Source organism: Alistipes communis (assembly GCF_006542665.1).
GTDB classification, from domain to species: domain Bacteria; phylum Bacteroidota; class Bacteroidia; order Bacteroidales; family Rikenellaceae; genus Alistipes; species Alistipes communis.
Window position 1 is genome coordinate 499994 of the sequence record NZ_AP019735.1, and the last position, 24598, is coordinate 524591.

The following is a 24598-nucleotide window of genomic DNA, read 5'->3' on the forward strand; positions in this document are numbered from 1 at the left end:
TAAATCGGGGACGACTGTATCTTCATGAGAATACCGCTCGTGGATACTCTCTGACTCTACTACTTATTTAATTCGGGAACCTTATTATGAAAAAACTGCTGCTGTTGTTTGCCCTCTTCGCTGTCGCCGCGTCGGCCACAGCATCCCCCACGGAACGGTGGCTCGATCCGGAGTGTTTCGCCGTGAACCGCGCTCCGATGCGCACGAGTTTCATCGTCTTCCCGACGGCCTCGGAGGCCGTTCCCGAGAACGACTACACCCGTTCGCCTTTCTACCGCACGCTCAACGGCGAATGGGCCTTTCTGCGCGCGGAACGTCCGGGTGCGGAGCCAGAAGGATTTTTCCGCACCGGCTACGACGACTCGTCGTGGGGCGTGATGCCCGTGCCGGGAATCTGGGAGTTGAACGGCTACGGCGACCCTGTCTACACCAACAAGCCCTATCCGTGGTACAAATTCTTCGAGGTGAAACCTCCGCTGGTTCCCCATGAGCAGAATTACACGGGTCTCTACCGTCGCACCGTCCGGGTTCCCGCCGATTGGAAAGGCCGCGACGCATTCATCCACATCGGCTCGGCGACCTCGAACGTGACGCTCTGGGTCAACGGCCGTGAAGTGGGGTACAGCGAGGACAGCAAGCTCGAAGCCGAATTCGACGTCACCCGCTACATCACGCCGGGCCGCGACAACCTGATCGTGCTGCGCATCAACCGCTGGTGCGACGGTTCGTACCTCGAAGACCAGGACTTCTGGCGTCTTTCGGGCATCGGCCGCGACTGCTACCTCTACGCCCGCGACAAACGCCGTCTGGCCGACGTGCGGCTCACGCCCGACCTTGTGAACGACTACCGCGACGGGACGCTGCGCGCCGAAGTGACCGCGACGCCGGGTGTCGGCAGCGTACGGCTGACGCTCCGCGACGACGAGGGCCGCACGCTCGACACCCGCACGCTCCGTCCCCGCCGCAACAGCGCCGAAACGCTGTTCGAGGTCGCCGCCCCGAAGCAATGGAGCGCCGAGGCCCCGAACCTCTACACGCTCACGGCCGAGGCTCTCGCCGCCGACGGTTCGGTGACCGAAGCCGCAGCTTTCCGCGTGGGGTTCCGCAAAGTCGAGATCCGCGGCGGACAGCTGCTCGTAAACGGCAAGCCGATCCTCATCAAAGGCGTCAACCGGCACGAAATGGAGCCCAACACGGGTTATTATGTCACACGCGGGGAGATGGTGCGCGACATCCGCGAAATGAAGCGGCTCAACATAAATGCCGTGCGCACGTGCCACTACCCCGACACGCCGCTGTGGTACGACCTCTGCGACAAGTACGGGCTTTACGTCGTGGACGAAGCCAACATCGAGTCGCACGGCTACCACTACCGCGACAAGTCGAAAAATCTGGCCGGTAACCCCTCCTTTGCCGCCGCACACCTCGACCGTAACCGGCGCATGGTGTTCCGAGACTACAACCACCCCTCGATCATCGTATGGAGCACGGGCAACGAGGCCGGAAACGGCCCCAACTTCGAACGTTGCTACGACTGGATCAAGTCCTTCGATCCGTCACGCCCGGTGCAGTACGAGCAGGCCTCTTACCACGGGGACTACAACACCGACATCGTCTGCCCGATGTATTGGAGCTACGACCAATGCGAGAAATACCTCGCCGACGATCCCGCGAAACCGCTTATCCAATGCGAATACGCTCACGCCATGGGCAATTCGCTGGGCGGATTCAAGGAGTATTGGGACATGATACGTCGCGAACCGAAATATCAGGGCGGGTTTATCTGGGACTTCGCCGACCAGGCCCTCGCATGGCGCAACCCCGAAGGGAGGCTGACCTACCGCTACGGCGGCGACTACAACGCCGTCGACGCCTCCGACAGCACCTTCTGCTGCAACGGCGTACTGGCCGCCGACCGCACGTGGCATCCCCACGCCTACGAAGTGAAGCACCAGCACCGGCCGATCCACACCACGGCCCGCGATTTGGAAAAAGGCATCGTGAACGTCTATAACGAAAACTTCTTTACCGACCTTTCGCCCTACCGCCTTCTCTGGGAGATCACCTCCGACGGACGGCCCGTGTTGAGCGGCGCGGTCGAACGCCTCGACGTGGCTCCGCAGGCCACCGCCGCCGTGACGCTGGGCTACAAACCCGAACAGGTCGAAGCCCTGGACGGGGAGGTGCTGCTCACGGTGCGCTACCAGTTGCGCGAACGGCAGGGACTGCTCGACGCGCTTTATGAAGTAGCCGCCGACCAGCTCGTATTGCGCGAGGACGATCCTGCGGCCCGCTTCGCCGCCGCAGCTCCCGCCGGAACGCTCCGCATCGCCGACAAAACCGTTTCGGGCGAGGGATTCTCGGTCACGTTCGACCCGAAGAGCGGTTTCATCCGCTCCTACCGCCTGCGCGACGTCGAGCTGCTGGCAGGCCCCTTGCGTCCCAGCTTCTACCGTGCGGCCACGGACAACGATCTCGGCGTGCGCCAGACCGGAAAATATCCCGACAGCCGGATGTGGGCCGGGGCCGAACCGGAGCTCGTCAACTTCACCCTCACGTCCGGAGACGGCGGGGCGAAAGCCGTCGCAGACTACATGATCCCCGCCGTCGGCGCCCAACTCCGCCTCGCCTACGTTATCGCTGCCGACGGGTCGATCCGCATCGGCGAAACGATGACCGCCGACCCCGCGCGCAAGGATGTCGCCGACCTGATGCGCTTCGGCATGGCCTTCGAGACCCCGGGCATGTTCGACGCCGTGGAATACTACGGCCGCGGCCCGATGGAGAACTACGCCGACCGGTCGAGTGCAGCATTCGTAGGCCGCTACGCACAGCGCGTCGCCGACCAGTTCCACCCCAAATACGCCAGTCCGCAGGAGTCGGGGACACGCGGAGGTGTGCGCTGGTGGCGGCTGACCGACGCTTCGGGATTCGGAATCGAGTTCTGCTCCGACCGTCACTTCTCAGCTTCGGCAATCCCCTACGCCATTCCGCAGCTCGACAACGGATCGTCCGAATACGTCCGCCATCCCGGCGACCTCGTACCCGACGGACGGACGCACGTCCATATCGAAAGCGCCCAGTCCGGACTGGGATGCGTGAACAGTTGGGGACGCCTGCCGCTCCCGCAATACAGAATGCCGTATCGGGACTATGTGTTCAACTTCATGCTAAAACCTGTTCTTGCCAGAGAATGAACTATATAGAATACGAAGGGAGGCCGTTTTTAGCCTCCCTTCGTATTTCTTATCCTGCAAACATGAAGGAATCGACGACCGCCATTCTATAATCATCCCTACAATGGCCTGCGCTCATATCCTTATCTCTATTCAGATATACGAATCGTATCGGGTCACACAAAATATCGGGGAAAATATTCTATTATCAACGATGGAATACAAATAAGCAAAAATACCGTCTAAAACTTGTCAGACGGCCTCTTCATAGCCCTTTCGGACAATCGAGGCTGTCCGGAAAAAGAAGAGTAATCGTGCATTACTCTCACGCTTTCGCTCCTGCCGCATTTGCGACGGGGTGATTCGTTTCTCATTTTCTGTATGGGAATAAGTTCATAATCCGACGCGATGCTGATGCCGCCGTAACCCGATTTGTTCACGCAGAAAAATTCCAGAAACTCGTCGATAAAGAACGTAAAAAGAGGGGGGGGGCAGAGAGTTTCACCAGATACTCGAATATCTCGGCAATACGTCCAGCCCTGCCCATGGTCGGAATACCCTGCTTACTTGCTATTTCGAGCCGGTAATCCTCGTCCTCCTCCCCGAACTTACGGACGACGGAAGAAATAGAGAATCGGTACGTCCCCGTATACTTTCCACACGAGCGACGTCTTCCCGATACGGCGGGGAGTTGCGGCAGGTGCGGCTTCCCGTTTCGGACGGATCGGAATCTTTTTCCGGTCGGGAAGGTAGGGATTCGGCCCTCCGATCCGTGAATAAGATAGATGAACGCACAAAACCGACATATCGACCGACTGATCGCACGCCACCTCGACGGCGAACGTCTCTCCGATGCCGAGCAGGCCGAACTCCTCGACTGGCTCCGCTTTTCGGAGGAACACCGCCGCAGCTACCTCGACGCCTACGACGCATGGGGCGAGAGACACTTGCCCGACACCCTCTTCGCCGCCGAAGCGGCCTACCGCCGTCTCACGGAACGGATCGCGGAACCGGAGGAGTGTCCCGCGGCGCCGGCCGTCCGGCGGCGTCTCGTCGGAATCGCCTGTGCAGCCGCCTGCACCGTGCTGCTGGTCACCGGATTTTTCCTCCGCGGCAAGACAGGACAGCAAATCCCCGACATTCGGGAGTTCGTCCAGACGGCAGAGGCCCCCGTATACACCGAAAAGGAGGTGCAGCTCATTCTCTCGAAGCAGAAAACGGTGCGGCTCGAGGAGAAGAAATCCTCGATCCGCTACGATGCCGCCGAGATCCACATCAACGAAGATGCCCGAAAGCCGATCACGAAAAAGGAGGTGGCCGCATTCAACCAGCTGCTCGTACCCTACGGCAAGCAGACGACCTTAACGCTGGCCGACGGCACCCGCGTGTGGGTGAATGCCGGATCGCGGCTGATCTACCCCTCGGCATTCGACGATGACCGCCGCGAGATCTACGCCGAAGGCGAAATCTACATCGAGGTAGCCCACGACGCCGCACGTCCCTTCACCGTACACACCGGAAAGATGGACGTCCGCGTGCTGGGAACCCGGTTCTACGTCTCCTCCTACGGACGCGACCGAACCCAGGAGGTAGTGCTCCGCTCGGGATCGGTGAACGTCGCGCCGGCCGACGCCCCCGAGCACGGCATACGGATCGAACCCGACCAGCGCGCTTCGCTCGATACGGCCGGCACGTTCCGCATCCGCGAGGTACGCGCCGAAGACTACATCAGCTGGATTCACGGATACTACCGCTTCGACAACACGCTGCTCTCCGACGTACTCGCACGGCTTGCCCGATACTACAACCGGACGTTCGACTACTCCCCCGAAGTCGGTGCCATGACCATTTCGGGAAAGCTCGAACTCAACGACGATCCCTGCGAGGTGCTGCGGATTCTCTCGCTCACGGCACCGATCCGGTTCCGAGTATCCGAGGAGGGATTCCGGCTCTCCTCGGCGCAAACATACGACGACAACCCAAACCGAATGCCTATGGAAAATCACGAGCCGAACTGAAAAAAGCCGGGCAGCGTCCTCCAACACCGCCCGGCACGAAATGAAATCTAAAAACTATCCTATTCTAAACTTCAATTCATTGCAAATGTACAACAAAAATGGCAATATCGGGGCCTCTGTACCCGATAATAAGCAATTATCCCGTCTGCTACGGATAAAAGTCCTGTTTTTGCTGGCCGCAATCGGGTTGTCCGGCTCCGTCGCCGCACAGACCTCCTCCCCGAATGCACGTATCTCGCTCGACTTGCAGAACGTCCCCCTCAAAGAGGTATTCGCCCGCATCGAAGACCAAAGCAACTATATTTTCGTCTATTACGACAGCATCCTCGACGCTTCGCGCCGGGTATCGATCAGCGTCTCGGACCAACCCGTCGGGAATGTGCTCGAAGTGCTCTTCGCAGGAACGGAAAACACATGGAAACTCTCCGGACGGCAGATCGTCATCGGCAAGGCCGCAGCGGCGGGCAAAGCCGAAAAGCAGACCCCGCTGCGCGTCATGGGTTCGGTCAAGGACACAAACGGCGAACCCCTGATCGGCGTGACGGTCTTCGTGAAGGAGCGGCCCAGCGTCGGTACGGCCACCGACATCAACGGAAACTACCTGATCGACGTGCAGACCGACGACGTGTTGGAGTTCAGCTACGTGGGCTACAAGACGCAGGATGTGGCCGTCGCCGGACGCGGCCTGCTCGACATCGTGCTCGAGCAGAACGACGCCATACTCGACGCCGTGGAGGTGGTCGGATACGGCGTGCAGAAGAAGATCAGCGTCATCGGCTCGCAACAGAGCATACAGGTCAAGGAACTCAAAGTACCCGTGGCCAACCTCACGCAGGGGCTCGCCGGCCGCGTCGCCGGTCTGGTCTCCGTGCAGCGAACCAGCGAACCGGGCTTCGACGACGCGGACATCTACATCCGCGGCATCTCGACCCTGACGGCCAGCATGAGCGCACCGCTGACGCTCGTGGACGGCGTGCCCCGCTCGTTCGCCAACGTCGATCCGGAGGACATCGAGAGCTTCTCGATCCTCAAAGACGCCTCGGCGACGGCCGTATACGGCGTGCGCGGCGCGAACGGCGTCATCATCATCAACACCAAGAGCGGATCGAAAGGACGACCGAAGTTCACCGTGCGCTACACCGAGGGCATCACGACTCCGACGAAAATCACCGACTTCGTCGACGGCGCCACCTACATGGAGATGTCGAACGAAGCCTCGATGACCCGCGGCGGCGGAGCGCTATACAGCCGCGAGGTGATCGAGAAGACCCGCACGCATGCCGATCCCTACCTCTATCCCAACGTGGACTGGATGGACGAGATCCTGCGCGATTACAGCCACAACCGCTCGGCGAACGTCAACGTGTCGGGCGGATCGGACAAGGCCGTATACTACATCGGACTGGCCTATTACGACGAGGACGGCATGTACAAGGACACGAAACTCTCCGATTACAACTCGAACACCTACTACCGGCGTTACAACGTCACGACAAACCTGACGCTCAATCCGTTCCGCACCACCGAGATCAAGCTCGGCATCCAGGGCTACCTGGCCAACGCCAACTACCCCGCCTCGGCGCAGTCCACGATCTTCGAATCGGCCTACTTCACCCAGCCCACCTACATCGCCCCGCTCTATCCCGACGGCAAGCTCGGGGCCTTCTCGGGCGGAGAACTCAACCCCGTGGCCAAACTCGGCGCCACGGGCTACGCCAACCAATGGCGCAGCCAGGTCTATTCGAACCTGCGCATCACGCAACAACTCTACAAGGGTCTGTCGATCACCGGCATGTTCTCGTTCGACACCTACAATTACACGAGCAACCGTTTCACCAAATCGCCCAACACCTACCACGCCACGGGGCGCGACGCCAACGGCAACCTGATCTACGAACAGACCCGGCAAGGCACCGAGAACCTCGCTTACAGCCTCAGCGCCAAGGGCGACCGCACGATCTACCTCGAAGCGGCACTCAATTACAAGAACACCTTCGGGCGACACGACGTGTCGGGTATGCTGCTCTTCAACCAGAGCGACGAGATCAACACGAAGGCGACCAACGTCGAGGAGGCCCTGCCTTACCGCTTCCGCGGTCTGGCCGGACGCTTCACCTACGGATTCGACGACCGCTACTTCGCCGAATTCAACTTCGGATACAACGGCTCGGAGAACTTCACCCCCAAGAACCGCTACGGTTTCTTCCCCTCGGTGGGTCTGGGCTGGGTGATCTCCAACGAGTCATTCTTCGAGCCACTCACGAACGTCATCCAATACCTGAAAGTCCGCGGCACGTGGGGTCAGGTCGGAAACAGCCAGATCAGCGGCCGCCGATTCGCCTACCTGGCCACCGTAACCGACAGCAGCTCGACGAGCTACACCTTCGGCAAGAACATGGATCAGAACTACGGAACGACGGCCATCGACGAATATGCCGTAGACGTGACGTGGGAGGTGGCCGACAAGACCGACATCGGCGTGGACATGCGCCTGTTGAACAACAAGCTCAACCTCCAATTCGACTACTTCAAGGAGTCCCGCGAGGGCATCTACCTCCGCCGTTCGAGCATTCCTTCCTACGTCGGAATGATCAACAACCCCTACGGCAATATCGGAAAGGTCGAGAACAAGGGCTTCGAACTCTCGGTAAACTATGCCAATTCGTGGGGGGGGGATTGGTCGCTGAGCCTGATGGGCAACTACTCGTTCAACCGCAACAAGGTACTCGAAGATGACAGCACGGTCGTCTATCCGTGGCAGAACACCATCGGCAACAAGGTCGGGCAACGCTTCGGGCTGGTGGCGCTCGGGCTGTTCGAGAGCTACGGGGAGATCGCGGCATCGCCCGTGCAGACCGGCGACACCCGTCCCGGCGACATCAAGTACAAGGACATAAACGGCGACGGCAAGATCGACGAATACGACAAGGTGCCCATCGGCTGGGGCAGCGTACCCGAGATCATGTACGGCTTCGGCTTCTCGGTGGGCTGGAAGAACCTCTCGCTCACGGCCATGTTCCAGGGTGCCGCCCATGTGGACGCCATGCTCAGCGGCGAAGGCGTGCTGCCCTTCTCGCAGGGGTCGAGCCGCGGCAATCTGCTGAGCAACATCACCGACCGTTGGACCGAGGAGAATCCCCGCCAGAATGCCTTCTATCCCCGTCTCTCGATCGGAAACATCAACATGAACTACGAAGAAAGCACCTGGTGGCTCAAAGATACCGACTACCTGCGCCTGAAGAACATCGAACTCTCCTACCGGCTGCCCGACCACTGGATGAAACGGATTCATCTGGACAATGCCCGCATCTTCATACAGGGCGTAAACCTTCTCACGTTCAGCTCGTTCAAGATTTGGGACGTGGAACTCGGCGACGGACGCGGCGCCCGCTATCCGAACATCGCCTCCGTCAGTCTGGGCGTAAACTTCAATTTCTAAACACCGATCAGCCATGAAATTCAAAATAACACTGCTCGCGCTGGCTTCGGCCGCCTGCCTGACCGCCTGCAACGACGACTTCTTCGATCAGGTGCCCGACGACCGAATCACCATCGAACAGGTCTTCCAGCGCACTTCCTATTCGGAGAAATACCTCGCCACCGTTTACAGCTACATTCTGAACGAAGCCCATCGCACGAGCCCCATTCCGTGGGATCCCTGCTCGGACGACCTGGACGTCACCTACGACCGCGAGGACTACAACTCCTACCAGATAAACCTCGGCAATTGGAGCGCCTCGTCGGACTACTACGAATTCTGGAGCCACTTCTACCGCGGCATCCGTTCGGCCACCTACTTCATCCAGCACATCGGCGACAACCAGGAGATGCTCAACGACCCGACGCGCGGTCCGCTCGTGGTCGAGCAGTACAAGAACGAAGCCCGCTTCCTGCGCGCCTGGTTCTATTACAACCTCCTGCGCCAGTACGGCCCCTGCGTGCTGCTGGGCGACGAAGTGTTGCCCGGCGACCTCGACCGCGACGACGTCAAGATGAACCTGCCCCGCAGCTCCTACGACGAGTGCGTGGACTATATCGTCGGCGAACTGGACGACATCATCGACAACGAACGCCTGCCGCTGCACTTCACCTCGCAGGCCGACAAGGACTACGGCCGCGCGACGCTGGCCATGTGCATGGGGCTCAAAAGCCGCGTGCTGCTGCTGGCGGCCAGCCCGCAGTTCAACGGCAATCCGGCCTACGCCAACGTCGTGAACAACGACGGCAAGCACCTCTTCGCGACCGAGAGAGATCCCGAAAAATGGAAACGGGCGGCGGACGCGGCCAAGGCGATCATCGACCTGAACATCTTCGACCTCTACAAGGAGTACCACACCGACGGGACGCTCGACCCCTACATGTCGTGCCGCAACGTCTTCCTGGAAAACTGGAACAGCGAGGTGATGATGGTTCGCATCTACAACAACCTTTCGAGCTGGGAGCGTTCGGCGTCGCCCCGCCAGTTCAGCGGCTACGAGAGCATGGGCGCGACGCAGCAGCTCGTCGACGCGTTCCGCATGAACGACGGCTCGGCCATCACCGCCGAGCAGGAAAAGGGATTCTCGACCCAGGAGTACAAGGATGCCAAATCGGGCTGGGTCTTCGCTCCGGCCGGCACGCGCAACATGTTCGTCAACCGCGAACCTCGATTCTACGTGAACATCTGCTTCAACGGCGCCTATTGGATCGGCGACCAGAAGACCCGCATCCAGCTCTACTACACGGGCGGTTCGGGCAAAAAGGGCACATGGGACTACCCCCGCTCGGGCTACATCGCCATCAAGAACGTATCGCCATCGAGCAATCCACTGAACAACAATTATATCAAGCGGCCGTTCCTGATGATGCGCTATGCCGAGATGCTGCTCAACTACGTCGAAGCGCTCAACGAGTACGATCCGGGAAATCCGGACATCGAAAAGTACCTCAACCTGATCCGCGAACGCGGCGGCCTTGGGCCTGTGCAGTCGGGCCTCTCGCAGGAGCTCATGCGCGAGCAGATCCGACTGGAACGCCGCATCGAACTCTGCTTCGAGCAGCTCCGCTACTTCGACACGCGCCGCTGGCTGATCGCCGAACAGACCGACGGCGGCCCGTTCTACGGCATGAACGTCGACGCCGGCAACAGCTTCACCGACGAGGCGTTCTACGAGAAGACCGTGTTCGAGACCCGCGTCTTCCGGCCCGAATTCTACCTCTTCCCCATTCCGCAGTCCGAAATCAACCGCGACCCGCAGATCGTGCAGAACCCCGGCTGGTAAACCCTAAAAAACATCCGAACATGAACCACACGAAATATCTGGCGCTTCTGGCAGGCTGCTCGTTCGTCGCCGCCTGCGAAAATCCGGTCGACGGCGACCTGAACGTCGACAACCCCGACGCCTACACGCTCGTCTACACGGTCAACGCCGTGGAGAACGACTCGAAGAGCACGCTGACCTTCCCGCTCGAACGCGACACCGTGTTCTCCGTCTACGCCAATCTAAGCTGCATCCGCGACCCGGGAAGCGACATCACGGTCGAATTCCGCACGGCCGCCGAGCTGGTCGATGCCTACAACGAGGAAAAGCAGACCTCCTATGCGGCCATGCCCGAAGCCTGTTACACGATCGACGACACCCGGGCGGTGATCCCCAACGGGAAATACATCTCGTCGCCCGTGACGATCCGGCTCAACAGCGCCGCATTCGACGGCGTGGGCACGTTCCTGCTGCCGATAACGATCGAGCGCGTGACGCCCGACCTGCCGGTCAGCCCGACGCTCGGCACGGCCTACCTGCGTATCAACGGCACCTACACGACCAATCCGTTCCGCTCCATCGACCGGAGCGGCTGGAGCGTGGAAGCCTTCTCGACCGAGGAACCCGAAGCACAGACCGGATACGACGACAACGGCAAAGCCTTCTCGGCGATCGACGACGCCCCCTGCACCTATTGGGGAACGCAGTGGCGCAACGCGAAACCGGGCCCGCCCCACTGGATCACGATCGACATGGGCAAAAGCGAGGAGCTGCACGGATTCACGATCCGCGGCCGTGCGGATCCGTTCACGTCCGACACGCCCAAGGCCAGCGGCAACCCGCGCATCTTCAACGTGGACGTGAGCGACGACAACGCCTCCTGGACCCGCGTCGGCACCTTCACCGTCGAAAACCGGATCGAGAACGAAGTCTACCTCGACCACAAGGCGACGGCGCGTTACTTCCGCATAACGGTCACCGCCACGCAGGCCGACATGTACCAGACCTGCATCGCCGACATCAAGGCGTTCTGATCCGCACTACGAACCGCTAAAACGAAAAACCGACTATGAAAAGAATACTGACAGCCGCGGCGTTGCTGCTCGTCGTCGCGGCCTGCAACAAGGACGAGAACTACAACGACAAATACGGCGATCGGGCGGTCATCCCGCCCAAGGGCCAGAGCCTGCGCGTGATGACCTACAACATCTACGGCGCCCGCGCCACGAGCCCCGCGAATGCGGCCGACCTGGACGCGATCGCCGAGGTGATCCGCCGCCAAAACCCCGATTTCGTGACCCTGAACGAAGTCGACGTGTTCACCAACCGCACGGGCAAGGACGTGCACCAGGCCCGCGATCTGGCCGAAAAGCTCGGCATGGAGTGGCACTTCTCGAAGGCCATCGACCGCGACGGCGGCGAGTACGGCGACGCCGTGCTGTCGAAATACCCGATCCTCGAAAAGCGCAGCTACCGCCTGCCGTGCGCCGCCGAACAGCCCGGCGAAGACCGTTCGCTGTGCGTGATCCGCGTTCAGATCGACGGCAAGGATCTCTACGTCGCGTCGACGCACCTCGACCACCTCTCGGGCGACGCCAGTCGGCTGGTGCAGGCCACAGAGATCCGCCGCATCCGCGACACGGAGTTGGAGGGCGACCTGATCCTCTGCGGCGACCTGAACGCCATCCCGAGTTCGAACGTCATCGCCACAATGACCTCGTTCCTGACGAACACGGGGCCGATCGACCAATACACCTTCCCGTCGGACGATCCCTCCCGCAAGATCGACTACATCATGTACGCCCCGATCGAGCATTTCGGCGTACAGAACTGCCAGGTCGTATCGCGCGGCGACCAGCAGGTCGGCGGCGTCGATGCTTCGGATCACCGTCCCGTGATCGCCGACATCCGCTTCCAGACCGAAGAGGACATCTCCGGCGAAGACGGTGGAGGGGAAGAGTGATCCCGGGCCGAAGGGCGGCTCCCGCATACACGGTCCGGACCGGCCGCCAGACAAATGGTCGGTCCGGATTTCTTACCATCTCCGCTACGAAGCCGCCCCGAAAGGGCGGTTCCGGAAACGAAAATCTTCCAAAAAACAGACGAACATGAAAAAAATCCTATCGACGATCCTGGCGCTGGCCGCGTGTACGACCCTCACGGCACAGGATTTCAAGATCACGCACGGCCCCTGGCTCTGCGACCTGACCTCGGACGGCGTCACGGTGGTCTGGGCCACCAGCAAACCCGCCCTTTCGTGGGTCGAGGTGGCCGAGGACGACGGACGCAGTTTCTACGCCGCGGAGCACGAACGCCGCTACGAAACCGTGGCCGGGCGCAAACAGGCCCGCAAGACGCTGCACAGCATCCGCCTGAAAGGGCTTCGGCCCGACACGAAATACCGCTACCGCATCTTCTCGCAGGAGGTGCGCGAGTGGAAATACAACGACAAGGTCTATTACGGCGACATCGCGGCATCGAACGTCTACTCGCGCCAGCCGTTCGCGTTCAGCACCCTCCCCACGTCGGGATGCGACCTCTCGTTCGTCGTTCTGAACGACATCCACGGGCGGGCCGACTACATGGCCGGGCTCTGCCGCCCGATCGACTTCGCACGGATCGACTTCGTGGCCTTCAACGGCGACATGTCGAACAGCACCGAAAGTCCCGAACAGCTCTACCGCGACTTCATCGACGCCTCGGTCGGGGCCTTCGCCTCCGAGACGCCGATCCTCTACAACCGCGGCAACCACGAGACGCGCGGCATCTACGCCGACCACCTGCCGGAGTACTTCCCCAAGGTCGGGGGCAACTACTACAAGCTCTACATGGCCGGCTCGGTAGCGGTGCTTCTGCTCGACTGCGGCGAGGACAAACCCGACTCGGACATCGAATACGGCGGACTGGGGGCTTACGACGCCTACCGCGAGGAGGAGGCCGCCTGGTTGCGCGAAACGGTCGCCTCGGAGGAGTTCCGCAACGCTTCGGCCCGCATCGTGCTGCTGCACATCCCGCTCGGGAACGGCACCTGGCACGGCAACATCCATCTCGAAGAGCTGTTTCTGCCGATCCTGAACGATGCGGACATCGACGTGATGCTGTCGGGACACACGCACCGCTATTCGTTCCATCCTGCCAACGACAAGGTACGTTTTCCGGTGCTGGTGAACGACAACGCGAGCCTGCTCAAATGCGACGTCGGCGACGGCAAGATCACGGCCCGCATCTACGGGCCGGAAGGTACGGTGACGCACTCGCACGAGTTCCCGCTGAAATAGGGGCGGATCGTTCGCTCCGCCGGAAAAAGGGCAAGGGCCCGACCGCATGGTCGGGCCCTTGCCTCATGCGATGCGACCGGAATCGGCGGCGGATCTTCCGAAAAGAATACGCGGTCAGAGAAACAGGTTGAAGAAGCCGCTGCGGCTCAGCCTGAGACGCAGCTTCGACAGGGCCACGCCGATGTGCTTCTCCACGGCCTTGACACTGATGTTGAGCCGCTCGGCGATCTCGCGGTTCTTCAATCCGGTCACCCTGCTCAGCAGAAAGACGCGCCGGCACTGTTCGGAGAGCTGCGACACGCCGTCGTCGATCTCATGCCGAAGCCACGAAAGATCGAACTCCTCTTCGCAGCGGTCGGCAACCAGGCAGCGGACATATCCGTCGAGCGTATCAAGCCCGCAGGTGCCTTCGCCACGCGATTTGCGGCTGCGGAGGCAATCGATGCTCCGGTTCCGCACGGCCGTCGTCAGGTAGGGCAGCACCGGACGCGAGAAGTCGATCTCCGTGCGCCGCTTCCACAACATCAGAAAAACGTCCTGCACGATATCCTCGGAGAGGTTGCGGTCGTGAACCAAACGGAAAGCCCGGATGCACAACGTCTCGTAATGCACCAAAAAGAATTGCCGGAACTCGGCCGAATGAGCGTCCAGTTTCTCCATCTTCTCAAATCCGGGCGATACGGACGACCGCAGTCTTCCGAATCCATTTTCAAATATACAAAAACTCGTTCACATCCGGAAGTTTTTCGGGAAAATAATGCAAAGCGTCCGAAACCGAACGGGATGTCGTTTCGCACCGCACTCTTCCGTCGGAGGCTTTTGGCCGCCGGGGTCCCGGAAAACAAATCGTTGCCTGTCCGTTGCTTTTTCGGGATCGAAACAAAAGTTCGGGAATCGCTTCCGCATTTCGTTTCAGATTCACAAACGCCCCCATTTTATTTATTGGAATACAGCAAATTACCCCAAAACAACAGAAATGACAGCAATCATAGCGATCGTCGACGATATCGCAACAGCACATGATCATGCGGTCAAACAATCGATAGCCGGCAGACGACAGGTATGCGGGTCGTCCCGTGCGGCAAGCCAACCGCAACAAGCCGTGGCTCTGGAAGCATGATGTACGCCGCCGGATAGTTCCCCGTCTCCGCATCGTAGACGAAATCCTCTTCGAATGCGGCGTCCGGCATTGATAGCGGAGCGTAGCCGGTGCAGGCATTCGGGGCGGACACGCCGCACAGCACCATCAAGGCATCGTATGGAAGGCCGGCAGACGCCGCAGCGGTGCAGGCAAGGCGGAGCATACAACAGTCCTCATCGGGAACGGAGCCGGATTCGTCGGAGGTGTCGAAAACCAAAACGGAGTACGATAAAACTCGATACGTCCAATCTCCATGTATGTCGCAGTCATTCTGAATACAAAATCGGGAAGTCCGGCCGGAGCCGGTGCTTCCCGAAAAAACAAGAACGCGGGTTCCGCAGGACGATATCAATCGGTTCCGAGCATACGGGCGATCGGGGCGCTCATGGGCGAAACGTACTGCTCGGCATAGAAGCGCCGCAACTCCTTTCGCATTCGTTCGATCCGACGTTCGTATTTCGGATCGCCGACGGCGTTTTTCGTTTCGAGGGGGTCTTCTTCGTAATCGTAGAATTCGCATCCCACGATCTGTCGTTCATCGAAAGGCAGGCAGGTTTTGAATCCCCGTACCCATTCCACATAGCGGTAGCGGCTGTCGCGGATCGAGTAACCCTGTATTTCCCGACGATTCGCCTGCATGAAGGCGTATTTTTTAATTCGCTTGCGGGGATTTTTCAGCACGGGCACCAGACTCGTGCCGTCGATCCAGGAGGGCGGTTCGATACCGGCCAGCTCGCAGACGGTCGGATAGATATCCACGAACTCGGTCATCGTGCGGCATTGCTGTCCCCGGGTCATGCCGGGGACGGACATCATCATCAGCGTGCGTGTCGGAGCCTCGAAATTCGTCAGTTTGCTCCACAGGCCATGATCGCCCAAATGATAGCCATGATCGCCCCACACCACGACGATCGTATTGTCGTCCAGCCCGACTTTCCGCAACGCATCGAGAACCCGACCGATCTGCGCGTCCGTATAGGAGGTGCAGGCGTAATAACCGTGTACGAGGCGGCGCTGAATTTCCGCATCGAGTTCCTGCCCGGGCATATAACTATGGAACGAGGGTACATCGGTATAAGCCTTCACCTCATTCGAATTGTGATAGGCGCACGGTACGGGATCGGAACTCATCGATTGGAATTCGGCCAGCGGCATCTTGTCCCGATCATAAAGATCCCAGTACTTTTCGGGCGCTACGAACGGCAGATGGGGACGGATGAAACCGACGGCCAGGAAGAACGGTTTGTCGCTTCTGCTCAAAGAATCGATCCATGCGACGGCTTCATCGGCGACACGTCCGTCGAAATAGGCATTGTCCGGAACATCGACGCATTCGGTCACTGGTTTGCCCTCCGGCAGCATGTAGACCGGCGCCTGAGGCTTTATATAAGGTTTCGTCCACGAAACCGGATCGTTGTTGTAGGTTTCGTCCGAGAGCGGATGATACACCTTGCCGATGCCGACCGTCTCGTAGCCGTGCGCAGCGAAGAGCTGCGGGAGGGAGACGATTTCCGGATTATTGCGCCGGAAAATGCCGTCGAGCGTCCATACTCCCGTATGATCGGGCCGCAGTCCGGTGAGAACGCTGGCGCGTGTCGGGCCGCTTAACGGAAACTGGCAGTAATTGTTCATGAAAGTCACCCCCAACGCCGCGATACGGTCGAATGCCGGCGTTCGGGCGATCGGGTCTCCGTAAGGGCCGATATTGGGTTTAAGGTCGTCGACCACTAAAAAAAGGATATTCGGAGGGGTCGGAACCTCCCCCTTTTCCGAGGCGGGAGCCTGCTGGGCCGTTACGGAACCGGCCATCGAGAGCGATCCGACGCCCAAAAGCATTTTTTTCAGGTCTGTCATTGCTTTTTCAAATTTTAATCTCTATTTTTGTTTCGTTCGAAAGGGTCTGAATTTTATTCCGTAACTTTAATTCTTCACTACCATGAAAACCATTGCAGCGATGCTGACTCTCGGAGTCGCGTGCTGGGCTTTCGGTACACAGGCCCAGACTTTCGATACCCGGTTGCTTTCACAGTACGATGCGTCTGTTTTGCGGGAACTCTATCCCGTATGCCGCCACACCACCGTCTCCGCGGAACAGCAGGTGCGGCTAGCCGAGCGCATCCGGCAGGAAAATCTCCGTTTCGCGGAATTGATCCGTTGCGACGGCGGAGTGCTCGCCCCCGCCAGCGAGACGGAACTCGAACGGATGCGCGATAACGCCCTGCGCGAGATTCTCACCGAAGAGCAACTGCTCCAATACTATCGTTACGAAGCGCTTCCGGCAGCCTACGCCCGCGGGCGCGAAGCCAAGAAGATCGTTTCGAAGCAGCTCCAACTCACCTATATGGAGCTGAAATATGTCAATAACGCCTTCTTCGTCATCGAGCAGGAGACGCAGGCGGCCAAAAAGTTCTGGCGCGGCAATCCCGCCGAAGCGCGGGACAGAATCCGCAGCGTCTACGAACGCGAAATCGCGCAGCTCGAGGCCAAGAGCGGAATCCGGATCGACAAACAAATGCGTGCGGTGCGGGTCGTGGAATTGACCGACTACGCTCCGCTGATGCCTGCCGGAAAGTAATCGTCCGCGATCTCCGGCCTCACGGGACCGTCCTTCGGGACGGTCTTTTTTCTTGTCAAAGATCGACCTGCTGCGTCCGGGTCTCCCCGAAGCGCGATACCACACGGATCGTAACCCGTTTCGAGCGGGGAGTGCAGCGGAACAGATGATCCGTCACTCTGGCCTTGATCCAGGGACGGGCGGCAATCCGCGGACTCCCTGCCGTACCGAAATATTCGCATGCTACGGGATCGAGCGCACGGGGATCGTCGTACCCGCAGCGTTTCATCGGGCGGAACGTGCGGCCCCCGTCCTCGGAATACTCTACGCGCCACTGCGGGTCCCAGTCCCAAACATTGACGAGCAGCTCCGATGCGGGGCGCGAAGCCCCGCAACGCGACGTATCGGGCGGATAAACGCTGAAAAGACGTTCGGGTGCGGCTGCGGCGACGTAGCGCCAGCGGAACCGGCGTCCCCGCACCTCGAAGAGTTTGTATCCGAGCGGAGTGCCGTCCAGACAGACCGGCCCCTCCCAGAAACCGCCGCAGGCAGCTCCTACGGTGTGCTCGGTCACTCGACGCGAAGGAGTCGCCACGCTGTTGCAGTGCGTATGTCCGGAGATGATCTGCACGCGGGCATATCCGTCCAACAGCGCCAGCAGGGCGGAACTGTCGCCGTAATGCTCCGGATCGGGGAATTGCCGGCTTTGCAGGGGAGCGTGTACCAGAACGACAACGGCGCGTTTTTTCGGGACGTAGGAGAGGTCGCGCTCGACCCATGCGAGCTGCTCCTCACCGAAACCGATGTCGTAAGCATCGCGTTTTCCGCCCCGAAAACGGATGTTATCCAGTACGATGTAATGTACGCGCCCTCGGTTGAACGAATAATACGTCGGCCCGTAATGCTCCCGAAATCGACGTGTGGCGGGCTCCTCGTTGGCAGGGGTTTCGCTGTCGCGGATCGGGCCGTGGTCATGGTTGCCGATGGCGTAGAAGACCGGCCGGCCGAGTACCGCAAAACTCTTCTTGCTCGGCAGGTGCATCTTCGGACGGTTGAAAACGATATCGCCGGCGACAAGCACCGGAATTTCGGATGACGCCGGAAGTTGCGCCACGGTCCGTTTCAACGCGGCGAGCAGCGAATCGAGCTGCGACAGTTCCCGACGGTTGCGCACCTGCGGGTCTCCCATCGCGACGAAACGGTGCCGGCGCCCTTTATCCGGCTCGCGGAGCAGCGTAAAATCGATCCCCTCACGCACGGCAAGCGTGTCCACCCGAATCCAAAACATCGGAACGCTCTCCGCGACCGGAACCGTGTAGCCTGCCGGAACGGAGATATATACATGCATGGCATTCTCTCCGCATACGAGTCGATAGGCTCCGTGCGAATCGGTTTGCGTGAACCTTTCCCCGTCGGTGACAACCACGCCCGGGACGCCGCGCCCGCCGCAGAGGACACGTCCGCATACCGGTTCCTTGGCCATCGCATGCTCCGCAAACAAAAGCAATACGAACGACATCGGACCAGCCAGACACGTAAAGAGAGAATTCATAAATAACAATAGTTTAGTGTTGTGTGGTGCAAATATAATCGGATATTTTTCAAAAAGCAAGTTTTCCGATACCGAAATCGGTAAAAAAAGCCGGAGTCCGTCTGACGGACTCCGGCTACTGAACCGGATACGGGACGATCTGCGCAATATCTATTCTGCAACCGTATCGTTCTATCGCGGGCTGTTGCTGTCTATCAGAACGTGCTGCGCCGCGTCATTCTAAAATCGCATTTCACCTTGCGAAGTTGTTTGTCGAGAATCATTCGCGCCGCTACACTTCCCATTTGTCGGAAATCGGTGGAAATGGTAGTCAGTCCGTTCAATACGATCTCGTTGATCGGCGATTCGTTGTAGGAGATGAAACCGATATCGCGTCCGGCTTTGAGTTTCTTCTCCTTCGCGGCACGCGCCAGATCAATGAGCTCCGTATCGAGCTGTCCGTTGAGGATGAGGTAGACTTCCTGGGGACGGACGATATCGGGGGTTACGGCCTGATAGAACTCGCACGGAATGCCGTGATCGGAGCAAAACCGTTCCGCCCCCTCGCGAATGAACGTATAATAGAGACTCGACGCTTCGGTGATGATATTGAGCCTGTTCTGTTTCCGGAGTTTTTTCAGCGCCTGCATCAACCCTTCGTAGACGTCATTGGTAAAGTCCTGATATACGACACCGTAGTTGCCGGGAAGCGAATCGAGGCACCGGTCGAGCAGGATGAGCTTGCGGTTCGGAATCCGCATCAGCGCCTTGACCGCACGCCGCTGCGTGGATTCGTCGAGCGGAAAGTGCGGGGTGACGACATAATAATCGAACTGATCGAGGTTTTCGTCGATATAGTATTCGAGCAGGTCGATCTGCTGGTTGTGCAAACGGATAGTGATCTCCCCCCGTGTTCCGATCGTCGAGGAGAACGAGCTGAACAGCACCTGCTTGTAGGTGCTCAATTTATCGAACAACACCAGTATCTTGGGATTTTGCCCGCTGTTTTCGGATGAAACGTAAAAGCCCTTTCCCTGCGTGGCACTGATAACTCCCCTGTCGCGCATGAGCGAATAGGCTTTCTTGACCGTTTCCTTCGATATCCCCAGTTGAAGCGAAAGTTCGTTCATCGACGGCAGCAGGTCTCCGTATCTGTACTCGCCGTTGTGGATAGCCGTTTCGACACTGTTGATGAGCTGTTTGTAGACGGGTGTCTGCGATTTCAAGTCTATTTTTATGGTATATGCCATATCCGGATTATAAAAAATAACTGTTTTTTTTGTTTTTCACGACAAATGGAGTATATTTGCACCACACTACAACACACATAAATCAAAACTGATGACGCCTATGTTGGGTTGAGTGTGCTATACTTTGGTACAAAAGTAATAAAAATAACCTGAATTGTAACTCAAAAACTACGACAAATGAGCAAACTTATCAGCATGACCGCAGCAATGACCTGTCTGGCGATCACCGCATCTGCCGGAAACGACACTCCGCATTGGTCCCTCACGTGGAAAAAAATGCAGACGACCGGCCCCGAACTGGAACTGATCGGTACATTGCCGACACGCACGACGCACGAATTGGGGGCTTCCGACTGGTCGGTCGGTTGCGAGACGCTCGACCGGGACTACGCCGATTTCGACAGCTACAAACCTTATCTGAGCGAATTGGGAGTAACTTCGGCACGTATTCAGAGCGGCTGGGCCCGCTGCGAAAAGCAGAAAGGGCGCTACGACTTCGCGTGGATCGACCATATCGTCGACGGAATGCTGGAAGAGGGGGTGCAGCCCTGGATCAACCTCGGATACGGCAATCCCCTGTACGGCGCTGAAAAAGGTCTCGGGTCGAAAATTTTTACCGACGAACCGACCATGAAAGCCTGGCTGAAATTCGTCGAGACGATCGTCGCCCGTTACCGGGACAAGGTACACGAATGGGAAATCTGGAACGAGCCCAATCTCGGCGAGAACCGCACGAACTACGATGCCTATGCCTCGCTGTTGTCGCATACCGTTGAAACGATCCGCCGAGTACAGCCCGACGCCGTCATCATCGGCATGGGGCTTTCCCGTATGCCGTTAGGCTATACCGAACACGTGCTCGACCTGCTTCGCGAGCGAGGGCAGCTCGGCATGATCGATTATGTGAGTTTCCATCCTTACCACGAAAATCCCGACGACGCTACTCCCGGCATCGAAGCATTGGCCCGATTGGTGAAATCCTACGATCCCGACATCCGGCTCTTCCAGGGAGAATCGGGATGTCCCGCGACGCTCGAATGGGCACATGCCCTGCGTTACTACGAATGGAACGAATACAGCCAGGCCAAATGGGTCGCACGCCGCATGGCCAACGACTGGATGATGGGCATCCGCTCGTCGATCTTCACCTTCGTCGACCTGCAATATCCCAACATGCAGCAGTCGTTCGGGCTGTTGCGGACAAATCTTTTCAAGGAGGTGGTTTACAAACGGCCGTCGTTCCATACCGTGCAGCATATGGTCAATCTCTTCCGCCCCGAACTCCGTTCCGCAGGGCACCTGAACCACGAGAGCAACACGCCGCGACGACTCACGGTCGCAGGCATCGAACGTCAGAAGGACGGAACGCTCGTCGGCGCCGTCGTCTGGCAGAACGACCGCATTCCTTCGGACAACCTGGCTTTCGAGCCGATCGAACTTTGGATCGAAGGACTCTCGCTGAAAGATCCCGTACTAATCGAGATGATCACGGGCCGGATCTACGCTCTGCCGAAATATCACGGGCATTCCGGCGACGGACGCATGAAATTCACGGGACTTCCCGTATGGGATTCTCCCGTAGTGATTCTCGAACGGAGCGCCCTGCCCGAAGGGACGCAAACACGCGAACGCCAGATTTCCGGATCGACCCGGGACATGCATTTCTGACGACTATTTCCCGAACCGAGACAAAAGCGTTTCAAGTTTATGACAGGATACGACAAAGTCCGTAAAGGATACAAATGGGAGGTGCTGGCCCTGCTGTGGGTCGCCTACCTGCTCAATCAGGCAGACAGACAGGTATTCAACGTGGTGCTTCCGCTCATCCGCGAGGACTTGGGGCTGAGCGATGTGGCCGTCGGTACGATCGCCACGGTTTTCAACCTGTTCTATGCCGTGCTGGTCCCGATCGGAGGATTTATCGGCGACCGTTTCAGCCGCAAGTGGATCGTGACGGCGAGCGTCCTCTTCTGGAGCATCGCCACCATGTTCACGGGACTCTGCAACGGATTCCTGATGCTGGTCGTGATGCGCAGCATCGCAACGGGCGGCGGCGAAGCCTTCTTCGGGCCTGCGAACTACTCGCTCATCGCCGATTACCACGACCGGACGCGAGCCTTCGCCATGTCGATCCACCAGACGGCTTATTATGTCGGGATCATCCTCAGCGGGTATGCCGCCGGCGTCGTCGGCGAACTCTGGGGCTGGCGCAACGCCTTCTACATCTTCGGCGCCATCGGGGTTCTCCACGGCATAATCATGGCCGGACACTTGCGCGACCGCAAACATCCTGCGACCGAGCCGACAGAAAGAGGGGGGGGGAACGAGCAGAAACCCCGTTTCGCCGAAGGATTCCGCATCGTTTTCACGACTCCGACGGCACTCATTCTGACGCTCAGTTTCTCCGGACTGATCTTCGTGCTGACGGGGTATCTGACCTGGATGCCCACCTATCTCTACGAACGTTTCGACATGGATCTGGCCGCTGCCGGTTTCCACTCGATGTTCTACACGCATCTGTTCGCCTTCGTCGGAATCCTGATCGCCGGACGCATCTCCGACCGGATTGCCGCGAAACACCCTGCGAGCCGAATGGCCATGCAGGGCATCGGCCTGCTGGCCGCCGTGCCGTTCATCGTGATGATGGGACACTCTTCGACGCTGTGGATCATCTATCTCGGCTTCGCAGGATTCGGCTTCGCCCGGGCATTCTTCGACGCCAACACCTACACGGTTCTTTACGACGTCGTTCCCGAACGCTACCACTCCTCGGCGTCCGGCGTAATGATCATGACCGGATTCGCCATAGGAGCGCTGGCACCCGTCATACTGGGTGCCGTGAAAGAGGCGGCCGGACTCTCTTCCGGCATTACGATGCTGGCCGGCGTATGGCTCGTATGCGGCGTGCTGATGCTTGCGGGCAGCAAACGGTTCTACATGAAAAACTATAATCGCATAAACAATGTATAGCAAACAGAAAAACAGAAAGGCGAAAGCAGGGCTGCTCCTGATCGCATCGCCCCGATTCAAGAATCTGGGGGAAGGGCTGCCGCACGGCACCTACGGAGAACGCAAAGCCATGCAGGTCGAGGAAATTCTCGGGACACTCGACTTTCTCGACGTCATCTTCCCGGGGATCGTCTACGAACGGGAGGATGCAGTCCGTGCCATGGAACGATTCTATCTGGAAAAGGCGGACTTCATCATCGCCGAGTTCCTCTCCTGGTCGGAAGATTTCGCATGGATACGTTTCCTGCGCGACATGCCCGAGGTGCCGATGATCTTCGTCAACGTAACCAAGGAGCGAATGGCCTTCCGCGACACGCTCGACGAGGACGACTTCATCGAGTATCTCTGCTCCGGAACGCTCGTCGGATCGCTCGAAGGGTCGGGATCGCTTCCTCGTGTCGGCAGAAAACACGTCCGCATCGTCATGGGATCGCGGGAGGAGGTGACCGGACGCATCCGGACATTCGCCTCCGCCGCCCGCGTACGCAGCCTGCTGCGGCAATCGAATCTCGGACTGCTGGCCAATTACAACGAGGCGATGTGGTCCACCTATTTCGATCCCTACGCGCTCTTCACGAAAATCGGTCCGGAGATCCATTTCCTCCCCTATTCGACCTACGGCGAGGTCATCGACGGCGTGAACGACACCGTACTGAACGCATATTGCGACGAGTTGACGGCCCGATACCGGATGATGGACGATGTCGATCCCGAAAAATTCCGGGCTTCGGTTCGCGCCTCGATCGGACTGGCGGAGATGGCTCGCATGTCCGATTCCGACATTTTGGTCTTCAATGACATCGACCAGGCGATGTTCCGGCTGGTGGGACTGCGCGCCGGTTTTTATCACCCTTGGTTCAACGAGAACATCTCGGTACTCGTCCCCGAAGCCGACACAGGAGCCGGACTGATCTGCTATATCCTGAAACTGCTCTCGGGACGTCATGTAAACTTTCTCGAACCTTTCCACATCGAATCCGAATTCGGAACCTTCGCCGGTGGTCACGCCGGCCCCAACGACCACAACGACTCCTCATGGCAGGGGAATGTGGTCATCGCACGCGACGTGCGCTTCGCCAAAACCGACTACCGCTACGCCGGAGCTCCGTTCGCATGGTATCGTATCTCTCCGGGGCGGAAAACACTCGCCCAGCTCGCCGAAGAGAACGGACGCTACAAACTCATTTGCGGAATGGCCGAGTCGCTTCCGGGCGACCATATTCTGACTACCTATTCGCACAGCATTTTCCGGCCCGATGTTCCCGTCGGACGCTTCTTCGAACAGATTCTTCGCGTGGGCAGCACACAGCACTTCGGGGTCGTCGACGGAGACTACCGCCGAGAGTTGAAGGAGGTCGCCGCCCTGATGGACTTCGACTACTGCCCTATCGAATAAAAACA

15 protein-coding genes and 1 pseudogene are annotated in these 24598 nt (G+C 59.0%); 11 read left to right on the plus strand and 5 right to left on the minus strand.

Features of this window, described 5'->3' with window-relative positions:
* The first annotated feature begins 86 nt into the window (after positions 1 to 86).
* On the plus strand, positions 87 to 3197 hold the full coding sequence (locus tag FMF02_RS02165; protein WP_141412053.1) for a glycoside hydrolase family 2 TIM barrel-domain containing protein: 3111 nt from the start codon (positions 87 to 89) through the stop codon (positions 3195 to 3197).
* A 407-nt stretch (positions 3198 to 3604) separates the two neighbouring features.
* Here FMF02_RS02165 and FMF02_RS13985 read toward each other — a convergent pair.
* Positions 3605 to 3862: pseudogene (locus FMF02_RS13985) on the minus strand (ATPase); the annotation flags it as partial.
* A gap of 99 nt (positions 3863 to 3961) precedes the next feature.
* Between FMF02_RS13985 and FMF02_RS02175 the strand changes: the two are divergent.
* The 6 genes from FMF02_RS02175 (at position 3962) to FMF02_RS02200 (ending at position 13712) form a co-directional block, all read left to right on the plus strand.
* A complete protein-coding gene (locus FMF02_RS02175) occupies positions 3962 to 5194 on the plus strand; it encodes a FecR family protein (RefSeq protein ID WP_141412054.1) in 1233 nt (410 codons plus the stop codon).
* Positions 5195 to 5363: 169 nt separating this feature from the next.
* The gene (locus FMF02_RS02180; protein ID WP_141412055.1) at positions 5364 to 8633 is read left to right on the plus strand and encodes a TonB-dependent receptor; all 3270 of its coding nucleotides are present in this window, start codon (positions 5364 to 5366) and stop codon (positions 8631 to 8633) included.
* Between the two features lie 13 nt (positions 8634 to 8646).
* The gene (locus FMF02_RS02185; protein ID WP_141412056.1) at positions 8647 to 10455 is read left to right on the plus strand and encodes a RagB/SusD family nutrient uptake outer membrane protein; all 1809 of its coding nucleotides are present in this window, start codon (positions 8647 to 8649) and stop codon (positions 10453 to 10455) included.
* Positions 10456 to 10475: 20 nt separating this feature from the next.
* Positions 10476 to 11468 (plus strand): BT_3987 domain-containing protein, encoded by a 993-nt coding sequence (locus tag FMF02_RS02190; RefSeq protein WP_141412057.1) that lies wholly within the window; start codon positions 10476 to 10478, stop codon positions 11466 to 11468.
* Between the two features lie 35 nt (positions 11469 to 11503).
* Complete coding sequence (locus FMF02_RS02195; RefSeq protein WP_034780464.1) at positions 11504 to 12397, plus strand: endonuclease/exonuclease/phosphatase family protein; 894 nt, start codon at positions 11504 to 11506, stop codon at positions 12395 to 12397.
* Positions 12398 to 12542: 145 nt separating this feature from the next.
* Positions 12543 to 13712, plus strand: coding sequence for an FN3 domain-containing metallophosphoesterase family protein (locus tag FMF02_RS02200; RefSeq protein ID WP_141412058.1), 1170 nt, complete (start codon positions 12543 to 12545; stop codon positions 13710 to 13712).
* A 114-nt stretch (positions 13713 to 13826) separates the two neighbouring features.
* Here FMF02_RS02200 and FMF02_RS02205 read toward each other — a convergent pair whose 3' ends face one another.
* Together FMF02_RS02205 and FMF02_RS02210 are read right to left on the minus strand one after the other, a co-directional pair.
* A complete protein-coding gene (locus FMF02_RS02205) occupies positions 13827 to 14372 on the minus strand; it encodes an RNA polymerase sigma-70 factor (RefSeq protein ID WP_141412059.1) in 546 nt (181 codons plus the stop codon).
* An 829-nt stretch (positions 14373 to 15201) separates the two neighbouring features.
* Complete coding sequence (locus FMF02_RS02210; RefSeq protein ID WP_141412060.1) at positions 15202 to 16707, minus strand: sulfatase; 1506 nt, start codon at positions 16705 to 16707, stop codon at positions 15202 to 15204.
* A gap of 82 nt (positions 16708 to 16789) precedes the next feature.
* Here FMF02_RS02210 and FMF02_RS02215 point away from each other — a divergent pair, with 82 nt between their 5' ends.
* Positions 16790 to 17428 (plus strand): hypothetical protein, encoded by a 639-nt coding sequence (locus FMF02_RS02215; protein ID WP_141412061.1) that lies wholly within the window; start codon positions 16790 to 16792, stop codon positions 17426 to 17428.
* 55 nt (positions 17429 to 17483) lie between these two features.
* On the opposite strand, the gene FMF02_RS02220 is transcribed toward FMF02_RS02215, so the two are convergent.
* On the minus strand, positions 17484 to 18959 hold the full coding sequence (locus FMF02_RS02220; protein ID WP_141412062.1) for a calcineurin-like phosphoesterase C-terminal domain-containing protein: 1476 nt from the start codon (positions 18957 to 18959) through the stop codon (positions 17484 to 17486).
* Positions 18960 to 19153: 194 nt separating this feature from the next.
* A complete protein-coding gene (locus tag FMF02_RS02225; protein ID WP_019131226.1) occupies positions 19154 to 20188 on the minus strand; it encodes a GntR family transcriptional regulator in 1035 nt (344 codons plus the stop codon).
* A gap of 177 nt (positions 20189 to 20365) precedes the next feature.
* On the opposite strand from FMF02_RS02225, the gene FMF02_RS02230 reads away from it, so the two are divergent.
* From FMF02_RS02230 to FMF02_RS02240, 3 genes are read left to right on the plus strand one after another with little or no spacing between them, the layout of a single operon-like run.
* Positions 20366 to 21856: a GH39 family glycosyl hydrolase gene (locus tag FMF02_RS02230; protein ID WP_229090254.1), complete on the plus strand. Its 1491-nt coding sequence runs from the start codon at positions 20366 to 20368 to the stop codon at positions 21854 to 21856.
* A 39-nt stretch (positions 21857 to 21895) separates the two neighbouring features.
* Entirely contained in the window at positions 21896 to 23158 is a 1263-nt protein-coding gene (locus FMF02_RS02235; RefSeq protein ID WP_141412063.1) for an MFS transporter, read from the plus strand.
* Positions 23151 to 24593 carry a hypothetical protein gene (locus FMF02_RS02240; protein WP_141412064.1) on the plus strand — a complete coding sequence of 481 codons (1443 nt, stop codon included), beginning with the start codon at positions 23151 to 23153 and terminating at the stop codon, positions 24591 to 24593. The genes FMF02_RS02235 and FMF02_RS02240 overlap by 8 nt, the downstream gene beginning before the upstream one ends.
* Positions 24594 to 24598 lie beyond the last annotated feature (5 nt).